The following is a 15,955-nucleotide window of genomic DNA, read 5'->3' as shown; positions in this document are numbered from 1 at the left end:
CGCAATGTATGAAGAGGAAGTAAGGAAACTGCAGGACATTATTGATGACAGCCAGAATATTGTATTCTTTGGCGGAGCGGGAGTATCTACAGAAAGTAATATTCCGGATTTTCGAAGTGCGGATGGATTGTATCAGCAACAATATAAATATTCGCCGGAACAGATCGTCAGCCATAGCTTTTTTGTGCGAAATACGGAAGCATTCTATGAATTCTACAAAAGTAAGATGATGTTCCTGGATGCGAAACCGAATCCGGCACACAAGAAGCTGGCGGAATTGGAAGCGGCGGGAAAGTTATCGGCGGTGATCACGCAGAATATTGACGGGCTTCATCAGGCGGCGGGAAGCAAGAATGTACTGGAACTTCATGGAAGTATCCATCGCAATTACTGTCAGCGGTGTCATCAGTTTTATGATGCGGCTTATGTAAAGAATGCAGAAGGGATTCCGAAGTGTTCTTGTGGCGGTGTGATCAAGCCAGATGTGGTGTTGTACGAAGAAGGATTGGATTCTTCCATTATTGAAAAGAGCATTCATGCGATCAGTATGGCGGATACACTGATCATTGGCGGAACTTCATTGGTGGTATATCCGGCTGCCGGATTCATCGATTATTTTCGCGGAAAACATCTGGTCGTGATCAATAAGAGTGCTACAGCCAGAGAGGTTGGAGCAGAGCTTACGATTGCGGCTCCGATCGGTCAGATTATGGCTCAGATTGTCTGCTAGGAGGATGAGCATGGTGTTATACGGGAAGGAAACGAAGAAGGCGTGTGAGAATTTTGCATTGGGGACAGAGCGAACCCGCCTTCCGTTAATCTATGCAATGCTGGATGTCAAAAAAGCTGCGGCCATGTCTCACAAGGAACTGGGACTGATGGAAGGGTGGAAAGCAGATGCCATCATGGCGGCATGCGACGATCTGAAGCAGGAAAAGTATCAGGAAAACTTCTGCATTCATCCACTTCAAGGCGGTGCAGGAACTTCTACGAATATGAATGTGTGTGAGACGGTGGCAGGCTGTGCGCTGGTATCTCTGGGAAAGGATGCCACAGATTATGATGTGATTCATCCACTGGATGATGTGAATAAAGGACAATCTACCAATGATGTCTATCCAACCGCTCTTCGTATTGCAGCAATCCGGCTGGTGCGTAAGTTAAGCGATGAGGTCAGCCGACTGCAGGAGAGCCTGCAGAAGAAGGAACTGGAATACAAAGATATTCTGAAGTTGGGACGGACGGAGCTTATGGATGCCCTGCCGATTACCATGGGAGAAGAATTCGGAGCATATGCCCAGGCCATTGGAAGAGATCGCTGGCGCATCTATAAAGTCGAAGAGAGACTTCGACAGGTCAATCTCGGTGGAACGGCCATCGGACTTGGGGATAACGCGGATCGGAAATATATGTATCTGGTGATAGAACATCTACGTGAAATGACGGGAATCGGGCTTGCGAAAGCAGAATATCCTGTAGATCTGACCCAGAATAACGATGTCTTTGTGGAAGTCTCGGGCTTACTGAAGGCACTTGCTGTGAACCTTATGAAGATTGCCGGAGATCTGCGCTGGATGAATTCTGGTCCTAAGGGAGGTCTGGGAGAGTTGATTCTGGAAGAAGTGCAGGCAGGAAGTACTATCATGCCGGGCAAAGTGAATCCAGTCATCCCAGAAATGGTGACCCAGGTAGCCATGAAGGTCATGGCAAATGATCAGGCGATTGCATATGCCGCTGCAAACGGCAACTTTGAGCTGAATGCATTTCTGCCATTGATCGCAGATAGCCTGTTGGAAAGTCTGGAACTTTTGATTCGAGCATCGGAGATCTTCCGCAAGAAATGTATTGATACGCTGCGGGTCAATAAAGAAGGGTGTAGAAAACATCTGGAAGGATCGCTGGCAGATGTGACGCATATGTCTGTGAAAATCGGATACGATCAGGCGGCGGAGATTGCAAAGTCCCAGGAATTCCATGAGAATGCAGAGAGATAAGTACAGGAATGGAAAAGGTTCCATAGAATAAGCAGTAAAATAAAAACAGACAGGGATATATGAAAAAAGATGTATCCGCTGTCTGTTTTTATTTTATAGAAAGGATTCAGATGTTATGAGATCTATAAAAAGGGAAAAATCTCGATGCTTCGTTCCAGGATGCCTTGCATGTATGCGATGGCGGTTCCATAGTTGGTCATAGGAATTCCGGCATCTTCCGCACATTTGATACGATATTTCATCTCTCGCTCATTCAGTGTACAGCCGCCGCAATGCACGATGAGTTTATATTTGCCAAGTTCCAATGGAAATTCGGTACCGCTGGTAAATTCAAAGTTCAGATGCTTCCCTGTGTGATTCTGAATCCACCGCGGTAATTTGACGGTGCCGATGTCGTCGCACTGGCGATGATGGGTGCATCCCTCAGATATCAGAATCGTGTCGCCATCTTCCAGGGTATCCAAAGTTCTGGCTCCATTTACGACAGTCTTCAGATTGCCCTTGTATCTGGCAAATAAGATGGAAAAGGAAGTTAACGGAATATCGCGGGGAGTATCGGCGGATACCTTGGCGAACACCTGGCTGTCCGTAATGACAAGTGAGGGCTTTTTGCCCAGAGAGTCAAGAGTTTCCCGCAATTCATGTTCTTTTACTACAATAGCGGTAGCGTCAGCTTCCAGAATATCACGGATTGTTTGCTGCTGAGGCAGGATAAGACGACCCTTTGGAGCCGCTTTATCAATCGGAACCACCAGGACAACAAAGTCTGAAGGATGAATCAAGTCTCCCACAATCCGTAACTTATTGTCTTCTGTCGGTGCAAGAGCAGCAATCAGTTCTTTTAATTCATGGATATTCGTTTTATCAGCTGCACTCACCCAGATTACATGATCTGACGATAACGAAGCAGGAATATTTTGAGCAGAGAAAGTTCTGTCCTCTATAAGATCCGCCTTATTCATAACCACTACATAAGGAATCTGCTTGTCCTTGATTCGATCAAGAATAGCACAATCCTCACCGGTCATACCAATCGTACCATCCACGACCAATACAGCAATATCCGTCTTATTCAATACCTGATAAGCCTTCTGAATACGAAGTGCACCAAGCTCACCCTCATCATCAAGCCCCGGTGTATCAATCATAACCACCGGACCCAGAGGAAGAAGCTCCATCGCCTTTAATACAGGGTCCGTAGTAGTACCCTTCACATCCGATACAATCGCAAGACTTTGCCCCGTCAGTGCATTGATCACACTAGATTTACCCGCATTCCTTCGGCCAAAAATACCGATATGAACACGCTCCGCAGATGGTGTATTATTCAAACTCATATATAAACCTCCTTAGGTGGGGACGGGGGTTTTTTCAATTTACTCCGTCCCAGATTAAAATATCCCTGTCCCAAATTCATTTTACCGTGTCCCTAATTGTTCAACGAGTCGCCTCTGGAGGTGACGACGTGGTATCCGATGGATTCCATGCGTCGTTCCATGCAGTGGCGGCATTCGGCGGCTTCGTCTCCGGTACAGATTTTGTTGTCGTACAGTAGATAATCTTTGCGGACGCTGGTTGGTGAGAGATTAGGCATGACGACATTTGCACCTGCCTGGATTCCCATCTCGCGGCCTCTAGGATGGATAGTTCCCAATGCGGTGGTAGCTGGCAGCAGTACTTTGGGAATCATCAGCCGGATCAGGCCCAGCATGAATAAGGTAAGTTCCAGTGTGCCGGCTGGTTCATTGGCAAATGTTGTGTCATGGTGTGGAATAAATGGCCCGATTCCGACCATATGTGGGTTCAGATCATGGATAAACAGCATATCTTCTGCAAGGTGTTCGGGGGTCTGATATGGTGACCCCACCATGAAGCCGGTTCCTACCTGGTAGCCGATTTCCTTCAGATCCCACAGGCATTGTTGCCTTGCCTTAGCGTTTAAACATGCGGGATGAAGCCGGGAATAGTGCTCTTCGTTATAGGTTTCATGTCTTAGGAGATATCGGTCTGCGCCCGCATCGAAGAAACGCTGATAGCTTTCGCGAGATTTTTCACCAATCGAGAGTGTAATCGCGCAATCTGGATAAAGGGTCTTTATCTTGCGAATGAGATGAACCATCTTATCATCGGTATAAAATCCATCTTCACCACCCTGCAGGACAAATGTTCGAAATCCCAGAGAATATCCAGACTGACAACAGGATAGAATCTCTTCTTCTGTCAGACGATAACGGTTCGCGTTGAGATTGCTCTTACGGATGCCGCAGTACAGGCAGTCATTGCGGCAATAGTTGGTAAATTCAATCAGCCCGCGGACATAGACACCATGCCCATAGTATTGATGCCGTTCTTCGCGGGCAAGTGAAAATAAGTATTCCGCAAGTTCTGGTGTTCGTCCGGCAATCAGAGTAGTCCATTCTGCATGGGACAGGTTGCGTTCGCGATGTAATTTGTCAATCAATTGTTGCAATTCTTTGTCTTCTTTCATAAATTTTTCACTCTTAACCTCTTTATTTTCAAAGAAAAAACCTGACACATCAGGCGTCAGGTTCTAAAGGACAGCATAGTGTACTGTCCATATGTTTTTCTTGAATCTGTGCGCCTTCTCACGCAGAGTAATTCTTTGTGATTAGTACGTGCTAAAGAAATTATAACACACTGGCAGATGTCAGACAATAAAAGATAATGTTTTCACGAACGGAAAGTGTGTTATACTGAAACTATGCGAAAATAAATCGATGTATTGAGGAGAATGATATTGAAATGGAAATAGAACAGGTGACGCATGATTTTGCTCCGGTTTTTGATGAACATTCCAGAATTCTCATGCTGGGGACCATGCCGTCTCCCAAATCCCGGGAGATAGGCTTCTACTATGGACATCCCAGGAATCGTTTCTGGAAGGTCGTATCTGATGTGTGCGAAGAACCGCTGCCGGAGACGAAAGAAGAAAAGATTGCATTTGCACTGAGAAATAAGATCGCAGTTTGGGACGTGCTGGCGGGATGTGAGATCCGTGGCGCGGAAGACAGCAGCATCCGCAATCCGGTCCCTAATGATATGAATAAAGTAATAAAGCAGGCAAAGATTCAGGCCATCTTCACGACCGGAACAAAGGCAGCGCAGTTGTATCGGCGGTATTGCTATCCGAGCACCAAAATGGAGGCAATCGCACTTCCGTCTACAAGCCCGGCAAATTGCCGGATGTCTTACGAAGAACTATACGAGGCGTATGCGGTGATCCGAAAATATATTTTGTAAAAGATGTATGATTAAAGATCATGCAGATGAATGGGAGGTAACGCAGGCTATGATGACAAGAGAAGAAAGAGTCAGCCATCTGATTGAATATTTGAAAGGTGAAAATCAAGGATATGCATCTTTGCAGGAGCCTGTTAATTATGAAGGAAAGAGGCGGCTGTTGAGAAGCCTTATGAATGTGCGTTTTCCAGGAGAAGCCGGTGACGATTTCCTTGTGCTGCAGGACGAATTGCTGCAAGAAGAGAATCAGGAAAAAGGGATTGTAACAATAGAAGAGATCCCTGCAATTCAAAGTGTTTATCCTTGTACTGACATGAAAAATGCAGAGAAGATCTCACTCTGGAAGGGCGATATCACAAGACTTGCCGCAGATGCCGTTGTAAATGCAGCCAACAGCCAGATGCTTGGCTGCTTCGTGCCATGCCACGGGTGCATCGATAATGCGATACACTCAGCAGCAGGAATTCAACTTCGTAACGAATGCGCAGAACTTATGGAAGCACAAGGGCACGAAGAAGCGACCGGCAAAGCCAAGATTACAGGCGGATACAATCTGCCCGCCAGATACGTCATTCATACTGTCGGACCAATCGTAGGTATGGAAGTGACGGAAAAGCAAAAAGAAGAATTAAAATCCTGCTACTTAAGCTGCCTGAAACTGGCAGAAAAGGAAGGACTAAAAACCATTGCATTCTGCTGCATCGCGACAGGAGAATTCCATTTCCCCAACAAACTCGCAGCCCAGATTGCTGTCGAGACCGTAGACAGATACCTGACCAAGTCAAGGATAGAACGCGTAATATTCAACGTATTTAAAGAAGAAGATTTTAATATATATAAGAAACTATTTCGTTAAGGGGGACGGGGTTTTTTTCAATTTACCCCGTCCCCACCTATTCAGAAAGGACTCAAGATGGAGAATTTGATCTTTAGTTTAAATGCAACAGTTCCGGTGTTTTTGATGATGGTACTGGGACTGGTTTTTAAGAAAATTGGTTGGATTGATGATGTGTTTGCTGCGAAGATGAATAAGTTTGTCTTTGCTGTGCCATTGCCTGTGCTGGTGTTCAGTGATCTGGCAACGGTGGATTTTAGTCAGGTATGGGATGTGAAGTTTGTGCTGTTCTGCTTTGTTGTGACGCTTCTGTGCATTGCGGTTTCGGCTCTGATTTCATTCCTGTGGAAGGATCGTTCAATCCGGGGCGAGTTCATTCAGGCATCCTATCGCAGCAGTGCAGCGCTTCTTGGAATTGCTTTTATACAAAATATCTATGGGACTTCCGGGATGGCTCCGCTGATGATCATTGGCAGTGTGCCGCTGTATAATATCATGGCGGTGGTAGTGTTATCCGTATTCCGCCCGGGACAGAATGGTATGGACAGAAAAGTGATAAAAAAGACGCTGAAAGGTATCGTAACCAACCCGATTATTATTGGAATTGTGGCAGGCCTTTTGTGGTCTGCTCTTCAGATACCAATGCCGCATATTATGGAAAAGACGGTGACCAGTATTGCCGGAGTAGCAACGCCGATGGGGCTGATGGCAATGGGTGCGACTTTCGATATTAAAAAAGCCTTTGCAAAGGTAAAACCTACGGTCATAGCCACATTGATTAAATTGGCAGGATTTTGTGCAATCTTCCTGCCACTTGCAGTACAATTCGGTTTCCGGCAGGAAGAACTGGTGGCGATTCTCGTGATGCTGGGATCCGCAACAACGGTAAGCAGCTTTGTTATGGCCAAGAATATGGGGCACGAAGGGGTACTGTCCTCCAGTGTAGTAATGCTGACTACATTATTCAGCGCATTTACATTGACAGGATGGCTGTACGTATTGAGGAGCATGTCGTTAATTTAGGGACGTAGTAAAGTGAAAGAATACCCCGGGGTAAAGTGCAACTTTACCCCGGGGTATTCTTTCACTTTACTACGTCCCTATTTGACAAAAATTCAATAAACTTATCCGCAGCCGGTGCTGATTATCGCAAGTTACGATGAAAATGGTGTTCCGGATGCGATGAATGCGGCGTGGGGAGGTATCAGTGAATCGAATGAGATATCGATGTGTTTATCAGTGGGACATAAAACGGTTAAGAATATCTTGTCTCGACAGGCATTTACCGTAAGTATGGCAGATGCTGCCCATGTTGTGGAATGTGATTATGTTGGAATTGAATCTGGCAATCAAGTGGCAAATAAGATGGAAAAAGCAGGGTTTACCGTTGAAAAAAGTGAACGAGTGGATGCGCCGATTATTAATGAACTGGCTGTTTGCCTGGAGTGTAAGCTTAAAAGCTATGATCCGGAAACTTGCCGTATGGTTGGGGAAATCATCAATGTGAGTGTGGATGAATCTGTGATGACAGACGGGAAAGTAGATGTAGACAAAGTTGCACCGATTACCTTTGACCCATTTAATAATGCGTACCATGTTCTGGGAGTAAAAGTTGGCAATGCTTTTGCGGATGGAGCGAAGCTTAAGTAACAATTAAGAGGGTTCCGACACTCTTAAGGATTTCTGAAAATTTTTTAAACTTCTTGACAAACGTTACTTTGATGGCTATGATAGTCATTAGTTCAATTTAAGAAATAAAGGCATTGAAGAAGAGGAGTATGCATGATTGCCCTGACAGAGAGAGCAGCCCACTGGTTGAGAGGCGCTTAAGGAAGTAGGATGCAGAAGGTAGCTTTGGAGCCGGATGGCTGAACTATTGCGACAATGACCGCGGATATTCGTGAGAGTGATCACAGGATCAAGTGAGGATCAGGTAGAATATTAGGCCATCCCGGAGTCGTTCCCGTTATAGAATATGATGAGATATATAGAAGGTATTTCTACTATATAAATAAAGGTGGTACCGCGATGACAGTCGCCCTTTACGTTTTGTAGAGGGCGTTTTTTTTCGCCCTTAAATGTGAAAATAATGTGAACTTATTTATGAGGTGAGGAGGAAATTATGAGCCAGAAGCTTGAGACGACTTACAATCCGAAAGAGATTGAGCCAAAATTGTATGAAAAATGGTGTGAGAACAAGTATTTTCACGCTGAAGTAGACAGAAGCCGTAAACCATTTACAACTGTTATGCCGCCGCCGAATATCACCGGTAAGCTGCACATGGGCCATGCGCTCGACAATACTTTACAGGATATCCTGATTCGTTATAAGAGAATGCAGGGCTACAACACATTGTGGGTGCCGGGAACTGACCATGCCGCAATCTCTACAGAGGTTAAGGTAACGAACCAGTTGAAAGAAGAAGGTATTGATAAGAAAGAACTGGGACGTGAGAAGTTCTTGGAGAGAACCTGGCAGTGGAAGGAAGAATACGCAGGAACCATCGAAGGACAGCTGAAGAAGCTGGGTGTCTCCTGTGATTGGGACAGAGAGCGTTTCACGATGGACGAAGGATGTTCCAAGGCGGTAGAAGAAGTATTTATTAAGTTATATGAAGAAGGATATATCTACAGAGGATCCAGAATCATCAACTGGTGTCCAGTATGTAAGACCTCCCTTTCTGATGCGGAAGTGGAACATGAAGAACAGGATGGATTCTTCTGGCATATTAAGTACCCAATCGTTGGTACCGATGATTTCCTGGAGATTGCTACTACACGTCCTGAGACCATGCTTGGTGATACTGCGATCGCAGTACATCCGGATGATGAGAGATATAAAGATATCGTTGGCAAGAAAGCCATACTTCCGCTGGTGAATCGTGAGATTCCAATCGTTGCGGATTATTATGTTGATAAAGAATTCGGAACAGGTGCAGTTAAGATTACACCGGCACACGACCCGAACGACTTTGAAGTTGGAAAACGCCACAATCTGGAAGAGATCAATGTTCTGAATGATGATGCTACAATTAACGAAAAAGGCGGCAAGTATGCCGGAATGGATCGTTATGAGGCAAGAAAAGCTATGGTAAAAGATCTGGAAGAGCAGGGATATCTGGTAAAGGTTGTTCCACATTCTCATAATGTAGGAACTCACGACAGATGTCACACAACCGTTGAGCCAATGGTAAAACAGCAGTGGTTCGTAAGAATGGAAGAGTTGGCAAAACCAGCTATCGAAGCTGTAAAGAACGGTGACCTGAAGTTTGTACCAGAGCGTTTTGATAAAATATATCTGCACTGGCTGGAGAATATCCGCGATTGGTGTATATCCAGACAGATCTGGTGGGGACACAGAATTCCTGCATATTACTGTGACGAGTGTGGTGAGATCGTAGTTTCCAGGGGCATGCCGGAAAAATGTCCGAAGTGCGGATGTACACATTTCACACAGGATGAAGATACACTGGATACCTGGTTCAGTTCTGCATTATGGCCGTTCTCTACTCTGGGATGGCCGGATCAGACGGAAGACCTGGATTATTTCTATCCGACAGATGTTCTGGTAACTGGATACGATATTATCTTCTTCTGGGTAATCCGTATGGTGTTCTCTGGATATGCACACACTGGAAAATCACCATTCCATACCGTATTCATCCACGGTCTGGTAAGAGACTCTCAGGGACGTAAGATGAGTAAATCTCTTGGAAATGGTATTGACCCACTGGAGATTATTGATCAGTACGGTGCTGATGCATTGCGTATGACATTGATCACGGGAAATGCACCTGGTAATGATATGCGTTTTTATAATGAAAGGGTGGAAGCCAGCCGTAATTTTGCGAATAAGGTATGGAATGCGTCTCGTTTTATCCTGATGAATATTGAAGGCAAAGAGATCACTGAGCCGGTAGATATCACACTTCGTCCAGCTGACTGCTGGATTCTGTCCAGATGTAATAATCTGGTAAAAGATGTAACGGAGAATATGGATAAGTTCGAGCTTGGAATCGCACTTCAGAAAGTATATGATTTCATCTGGGATGAGTTCTGTGACTGGTACATTGAGCTGGCAAAATACCGTATTTATCATGCGGATGAAGATGCACAGAGTGCAAATGATGCAATGTGGACATTACGGGAAGTACTGAAGAAGTCATTGAAACTGCTGCATCCGTTCATGCCTTTCGTGACAGAGGAAATATATGGAAAGGTTTGTCCGGAAGAAGAGTCACTGATGTTATCCGACTGGCCGGTATATGATGAAAAGCTTAATTTTGCAGATGCAGAGAATATTGCGGAACATCTCAAAGCAATCGTCAAAGGTGTCCGTAATGTTCGTGCAGAGATGAATGTACCGAATTCCAGAAAAACAAAAGTATATATTGTATGTGAGGACGAGATGCTCTGTAAGGGACTTGAGTCCCTGAAACAGTCTGCGGTTATGATGGCAGCAGCAAATGATTTTGTTATTCAGCACGATAAGACTGGAATTGCAGAGGATGCAGTATCCATCGTAGTACCAGATGCAACCGCATATGTACCGTTAGAAGAGTTGATTGATTTCGAACAGGAAATCGAGCGTCTGACGAAGGAAGAGGCACGTCTGACGAAAGAAATCGCTCGTGCGTCTGGAATGTTGAATAATGAAAAATTCGTAAGCAAAGCACCAGCGGCAAAGGTGCAGGAAGAAAGAGACAAACTTGAGACATACAAACAGATGATGGAACAAGTAAAAGAACGGCTGGAAGGATTAAAAGCAAAACAGTCATAAGGGGATATTATGAAGAAAATTCATTTTAAGAAGCCTGATGTGAAAGGGGCAATTCATAAACTGAAGAATCTGAAAAAGGAAGATGTGAGGGAATATTGGAAAGCAAAAAAGGAGCGGCGTGCACGTATTATAGAGGAGCGGCGCAACAGTGCTTTTGCTAAAAAAATGAAGCCAGTCTATCGTTTTATGAATCGATTTTCACTGGTATTTCACGCATTACTTGCGTGCATCATTAATTTCGCGATCGAAGCGATTTCCAGACATTCTGCCGCGGAAGCGTGGGGATATATGACAGGGACACCGGTGGTGTTCCTGTACAATGCATTTATGATATTTATAACATTTTCTGTGGTATATCTGTTCAAACGCCGGGTGTTTGTACGTATTATCATCAGTGTCCTGTGGATGGTGCTGGGAATTGCCAACGGATATATGCTTATGAAGCGAGTTACGCCTTTTAATGCACAGGATCTTAAAATGGCAAAGGATGCGACTGCGCTGATCAATAATTATTTCAATGGGTTTGAATTGATTATTCTGGCTGTCGGAATTGTGGCAGTCATTATCTGGATCATATCCATGTGGAAACGCGGCGGACAGTATGAAGGCAAGCTTCACCGTGTATGGGCGCTGATTGGGATCATTATCTGCGCAGTATCTTATGGAGTCATCTCAGATCTGGCTGTGGAAAAGAGGGTAGTATCAACTTATTTTGGAAACATCGCCTTTGCGTATGAAGATTACGGTCTTCCATACTGCTTTATGGCCAGTCTGTTCAATACAGGAATTAATGAGCCAAATGATTATAACGAAGAGACCATTGCAGAGATCAGCAATAACGGCGAGATTACAAAGAGTGAGACAGGATTGTCGGATGAAGAAAAGCCGAATATTATCTTTATTCAGTTAGAGTCGTATTTTGATGTGGATGAGGCAGAATTCTTTACAACATCTCAGGATCCATGCCCGAATCTGCATGAGATGTATAATAATTATTCATCTGGTTATTTCAAAGTACCTTCTGTAGGTGCCGGTACGGCGAATACGGAGTTTGAAGTGCTGACGGGTATGAATATGAGATATTTTGGACCAGGTGAATACCCATATAAGACGGTATTAAAGAATCAGACATGTGAGAGTGCCGCGACAGCATTGGCGGCATTAGGCTATGGAACTCACGGACTTCATAATAATGGAGGAAACTTCTATAGCCGTGCGAAGGTGTATAATAATATCGGGTTTGATACATTTACCAGTAAGGAATTTATGAATATCTTACAGACTACGGAAAATGGATGGGCTAAGGATGATATTCTGATTCAACATATTCTGGAAGCGATGGATACCACTGAGCAGCAGGATTTTGTGTTTGGTGTCAGTGTACAGGGACATGGGGATTATCCAGAAGAGAAGGTACTGGAGAATCCGACGATTACCATAGAAGGAATTGAAGATGAAGGCTTGAAAAATAAATGGGAATACTATGTAAATCAGGTCTATGAGATGGATCAGTTTGCAGGCAATCTGGTCAAAGCAATCGAAGAGCGTGGAGAACCGACGGTTATTGTATTCTATGGAGATCATCTTCCGACGATGGGATTAAAAGCTGAAGATCTAAAAGGACGTTACCTGTATAACACGAATTATGTGATCTGGGATAATATTGGTCTGGAGAAAGTGGATCGTAACATTGCGTCTTACCAGATTATGGCGGATGTATTTGAGCGTCTGGATATTCATTCCGGTACCGTGTTCAATTATCATCAGGAAAGAAGACAGACCAAGAATTATCTGGCAGATCTGGAACTTCTGCAATATGATATCTTATATGGCAATCAGTACGTGTATGACGGAGAAGAACCGATTACAAAAGGACATATGGTCATGGGTGTCCGGGATGTGACGCTGACGAATATTGTGCCACATCTAAAGAGCGGTTACAGCCTGTACGGCGAGAACTTTACAAAGTCAAGTAAGGTATATGTCAATGGAGAAAAGCAGAAGAGTTCATTCTTGAACAATACGCGAATTGATATCTCAGATATTGAATTGCAAGACGGCGATGTGATCGTAGTTCAGCAGATGGGATCAAGCAATACATTGTTCCGCAAGTCGGATGAATATATTTATCAAGATGGTGAATTAAAGGTTCAGGAAGGAACTGCGACCGATAAGACAAGATCCTGGGTTGAGCAGGCAGAAGAGGAAGAAGAGTAAGATGATAAAAGAGTCATTCACATATGAGGAAGCGACTGCTTATATCGAAGAAATACCAAAATTTACGCAAAAGCACACGCAGGAACATACCAGAGAATTCTTGCGAAGACTTGGTGATCCGGGTATGGACCGGAAGATTATTCATGTGGCAGGGACCAACGGGAAAGGTTCTGTGTGTGCGTATTTGCAGGCAATCTTAATGGCAGAGGGGAAAAGAACAGGATTCTTTACTTCCCCTCATCTTGTATCTGTCAACGAGCGGATACAAGTAGACCATACACAGATAGATAATGAGACGTTTCTTCGGGTATTTCTGCAGGTGCTGGAAGTCGTAAGACAGATGGAAGAAGAGGGAATTGCACATCCCTCTTATTTTGAATTTTTACTGGGGATGGGTATGAAAGCATTTGCCGGTACGGATGTGGAATACATTATTTTGGAGACTGGTCTGGGTGGCAGGCTGGATGCGACGAATTCCATCCCACAGCCTGCACTTTCTATTATTACGTCGATCAGTCTTGATCACACGGCAATTCTGGGAGATACGATTGAAGAAATTGCAGCTGAAAAGGCTGGAATTATCAAGCGTGGAGTCCCGATCTTCTATGACGGGAGCAATCCAAAAGCTGCTGAGGTCATCCGTCAGACAGCCCGTAAGCAGGGGGCTCCTTGTAGAGAAATATCGAAAAATGCGTTCGAAATCCAAGAAGTTACCCGGAAACATATTGCATTTTCACGGGCGAATGCGTATGATAAAGATGTTATCTATCAGGTGCCGATCTGTGGATGCTATCAGGCAATGAATGCAGAGATTGCACTGGAAGCAGCGGAATATCTGTTGCAAGGAGAAGTTATCCATGAAGACCGGTGGCAGAAGGCACTTGCTTCGATTCACTGGGAAGGCAGAATGGAGCAGGCGGCACCGCATCTTGTGATTGATGGTGCCCACAATCCCGGAGCAATCGAGGCATTTGTAGAGAGTATGAAAGCACTTGGCGCGGATGAAGGAGAAGGTCCGGTGATTCTGTTCTCTGCAGTGAGTGACAAGAAGTATGAGCAAATGATTGCTTATCTGTGTGAGAATCTCAATGCGAAAGCCTATGTGATTACGGAGATTGAAGACGCGAGAAAGGTCCCAGCAGAAGAACTGGGACAGGTGTTTAGGAGATATACGACGAAGCCGGTTATCTGTGAAGTGGATATAGTGGATGCACTTAAGGCGGCAGAGAAGCAGAGGGGTGAACACGGTGATGTCTATTGCCTGGGTTCCCTGTACCTTGCGGGAATGGTAAAGAAGCTGTTGGAAGGAGGCGGTTACCATGCTAAATTTTGAAGAAGAGTTAAAGAAGTTCCAGCCGAGTCTGGAAGTAGAGGATATAGAGGACGCTGTCTATCAGGAAGATCTGACAGACATGACGGATATTTTACGAGAGATGATTGAACAAACCAAGTAGTTGAAGGGGTACGAGGGTAGTATATGGATTATACAACAAAATTGTCTTACCAGTCCATGTACTGGTATAATGATGGATTGAAGAAAGCGAAGATTCGAGATTTGTCCGGTGCAATTGCATCTTTGAAGAAGAGTTTACAGTATAATAGAGGGAATATTGCATCCAGGAATCTGCTGGGGCTTGTGTATTATGGGCGAGGAGATATTGTAGAAGCGTTGGTAGAGTGGGTCTTGAGTAAGAATTTTCAGTCTCATGAGAACATTGCTAATTACTATATTCAGAAAGTCCGGGAGTCTCAGGAAGAACTGGAGATGATCAACCAGGCGATCCGTAGATATAATCAGGCTTTGCTCTACTGTCAGCAGAATGGTGAGGACCTGGCGATCATTCAGCTGAAAAAGGCTGTGGCTGCCCATCCGACGTTCGTAAAAGCGCATCAGCTTCTGGCGTTGCTCTATATCAAGACGGAACAATATGGAGAAGCAAGGCAATCCATCCGTGCCGCTCATAAGCTGGATACGACGAATGAGATTACCCTGCGATACATGCATGAATTGAATCAGATCCGTAAGGCAAGGACGGTGAAGATCAAGGAAAAAGACAAGAAGGAAAAGCATACTGTTACCTACAATATTGGTAATGAGACTATTATTCAACCGGTATCTTCCAGTTATAAGGATAATGCCGGGCTGCACAGTGTTGTGAATATTGCACTGGGTGTATTGGTAGGCGTGGCTGTGATGTGGTTTTTAATCATGCCGGCGATGAACGCTTCCCGGCAGGAAAAGGTGAATCAGCAGACGGTGGAATTCAGTGATAAGATTGCCACTCAGGAGGCGCAGATCAGCGCACTGAAAAAAGAACTGGAAGAATACCGCTCTACCAGTGAAGAGACGCAGAACGCGCAGGCCACGGCAGAATCCACGCAGAGCAGTTATGAGATTGTGATGTCGATTGCAGCCCATTACCGGGCAGGGGATATGAGTGATGCCGCTATGCTGGAGGAGCTTCTGAAGGTGAATGCAGATTCGCTGGGGACAGTTGGAAGGGATAAGTTTGAAGAGATTACATCGGAGTTATATCCAAGAATGTGTTCGAATCTATTTGCAACATCCCAGCAGAATTATGAAGTTGCCAATTATGATACGGCAATTACCAATCTGGAACAGGTCATGCAGATGGATGCAGGCTATAATGACGGGGCAGCAATGCTTTTGTTGGCACAGTCCTATGAGAAGAAGGGTGACCAGGATCAGGCGAATATGAAGTATCAGAAGATTATCGAAGATTATCCGGATACAGATGCGGCAAGGGCGGCTCAGGAAGCTCTGGATGCGCAGAATTCCGGTGGTAATGCAGACGGTACAGAAGAATAGGGAGTTTTATATACAAAAGAAAAGGATATGCATAATAA

General features: G+C 44.7%; 13 protein-coding genes and 1 other annotated feature. Of the genes, 11 read left to right on the top strand and 2 right to left on the bottom strand.

Annotated features, from left to right (window positions below):
* Nucleotides 1-4: 4 nt before the first annotated feature.
* Together JQM81_RS04165 and JQM81_RS04160 are read left to right on the top strand one after the other, a co-directional pair.
* Nucleotides 5-730, top strand: a complete 726-nt coding sequence (locus JQM81_RS04165) for an NAD-dependent protein deacylase (RefSeq protein ID WP_235232283.1) — start codon at nucleotides 5-7, stop codon at nucleotides 728-730.
* Between the two features lie 10 nt (nucleotides 731-740).
* On the top strand, nucleotides 741-1,994 hold the full coding sequence (locus JQM81_RS04160; RefSeq protein WP_235232282.1) for an aspartate ammonia-lyase: 1,254 nt from the start codon (nucleotides 741-743) through the stop codon (nucleotides 1,992-1,994).
* 122 nt (nucleotides 1,995-2,116) lie between these two features.
* On the opposite strand, the gene hydF is transcribed toward JQM81_RS04160, so the two are convergent.
* Together hydF and hydE are read right to left on the bottom strand one after the other, a co-directional pair.
* A complete protein-coding gene (hydF, locus tag JQM81_RS04155; RefSeq protein WP_235232281.1) occupies nucleotides 2,117-3,331 on the bottom strand; it encodes a [FeFe] hydrogenase H-cluster maturation GTPase HydF in 1,215 nt (404 codons plus the stop codon).
* 92 nt (nucleotides 3,332-3,423) lie between these two features.
* Nucleotides 3,424-4,482: a [FeFe] hydrogenase H-cluster radical SAM maturase HydE gene (hydE, locus tag JQM81_RS04150; protein WP_235232280.1), complete on the bottom strand. Its 1,059-nt coding sequence runs from the start codon at nucleotides 4,480-4,482 to the stop codon at nucleotides 3,424-3,426.
* 275 nt (nucleotides 4,483-4,757) lie between these two features.
* On the opposite strand from hydE, the gene JQM81_RS04145 reads away from it, so the two are divergent.
* The 9 genes from JQM81_RS04145 to JQM81_RS04110 all read left to right on the top strand — a co-directional run bounded on the left by JQM81_RS04145 (nucleotide 4,758) and on the right by JQM81_RS04110 (nucleotide 15,917).
* A complete protein-coding gene (locus JQM81_RS04145) occupies nucleotides 4,758-5,255 on the top strand; it encodes a DNA-deoxyinosine glycosylase (RefSeq protein ID WP_235232279.1) in 498 nt (165 codons plus the stop codon).
* A 52-nt stretch (nucleotides 5,256-5,307) separates the two neighbouring features.
* Nucleotides 5,308-6,111 carry a protein-ADP-ribose hydrolase gene (locus tag JQM81_RS04140; protein ID WP_235232330.1) on the top strand — a complete coding sequence of 268 codons (804 nt, stop codon included), beginning with the start codon at nucleotides 5,308-5,310 and terminating at the stop codon, nucleotides 6,109-6,111.
* 57 nt (nucleotides 6,112-6,168) lie between these two features.
* A complete protein-coding gene (locus JQM81_RS04135; protein ID WP_235232278.1) occupies nucleotides 6,169-7,113 on the top strand; it encodes an AEC family transporter in 945 nt (314 codons plus the stop codon).
* A gap of 114 nt (nucleotides 7,114-7,227) precedes the next feature.
* The gene (locus tag JQM81_RS04130) at nucleotides 7,228-7,740 is read left to right on the top strand and encodes a flavin reductase family protein (protein ID WP_328282590.1); all 513 of its coding nucleotides are present in this window, start codon (nucleotides 7,228-7,230) and stop codon (nucleotides 7,738-7,740) included.
* 104 nt (nucleotides 7,741-7,844) lie between these two features.
* Nucleotides 7,845-8,136, top strand: a binding site (T-box leader).
* 76 nt (nucleotides 8,137-8,212) lie between these two features.
* Nucleotides 8,213-10,870: a valine--tRNA ligase gene (locus tag JQM81_RS04125; protein WP_235232277.1), complete on the top strand. Its 2,658-nt coding sequence runs from the start codon at nucleotides 8,213-8,215 to the stop codon at nucleotides 10,868-10,870.
* A 9-nt stretch (nucleotides 10,871-10,879) separates the two neighbouring features.
* A complete protein-coding gene (locus JQM81_RS04120) occupies nucleotides 10,880-13,087 on the top strand; it encodes an LTA synthase family protein (protein WP_235232276.1) in 2,208 nt (735 codons plus the stop codon).
* A 1-nt stretch (nucleotide 13,088) separates the two neighbouring features.
* Nucleotides 13,089-14,420: a bifunctional folylpolyglutamate synthase/dihydrofolate synthase gene (locus JQM81_RS04115; RefSeq protein ID WP_235232275.1), complete on the top strand. Its 1,332-nt coding sequence runs from the start codon at nucleotides 13,089-13,091 to the stop codon at nucleotides 14,418-14,420.
* Nucleotides 14,407-14,541, top strand: a complete 135-nt coding sequence (locus JQM81_RS13570) for a hypothetical protein (RefSeq protein ID WP_004607343.1) — start codon at nucleotides 14,407-14,409, stop codon at nucleotides 14,539-14,541. Before JQM81_RS04115 ends, JQM81_RS13570 begins: the two co-directional genes overlap by 14 nt.
* Nucleotides 14,542-14,564: 23 nt before the next feature.
* The gene (locus JQM81_RS04110) at nucleotides 14,565-15,917 is read left to right on the top strand and encodes a tetratricopeptide repeat protein (protein WP_235232274.1); all 1,353 of its coding nucleotides are present in this window, start codon (nucleotides 14,565-14,567) and stop codon (nucleotides 15,915-15,917) included.
* Nucleotides 15,918-15,955 lie beyond the last annotated feature (38 nt).

The organism is Faecalicatena contorta, assembly GCF_021531895.1.
Classification (GTDB): domain Bacteria; phylum Bacillota; class Clostridia; order Lachnospirales; family Lachnospiraceae; genus JAFBIX01.
The sequence above is the reverse complement of the archived record's forward strand: the minus strand, read 5'-3'. Positions and strand labels throughout refer to the sequence as shown.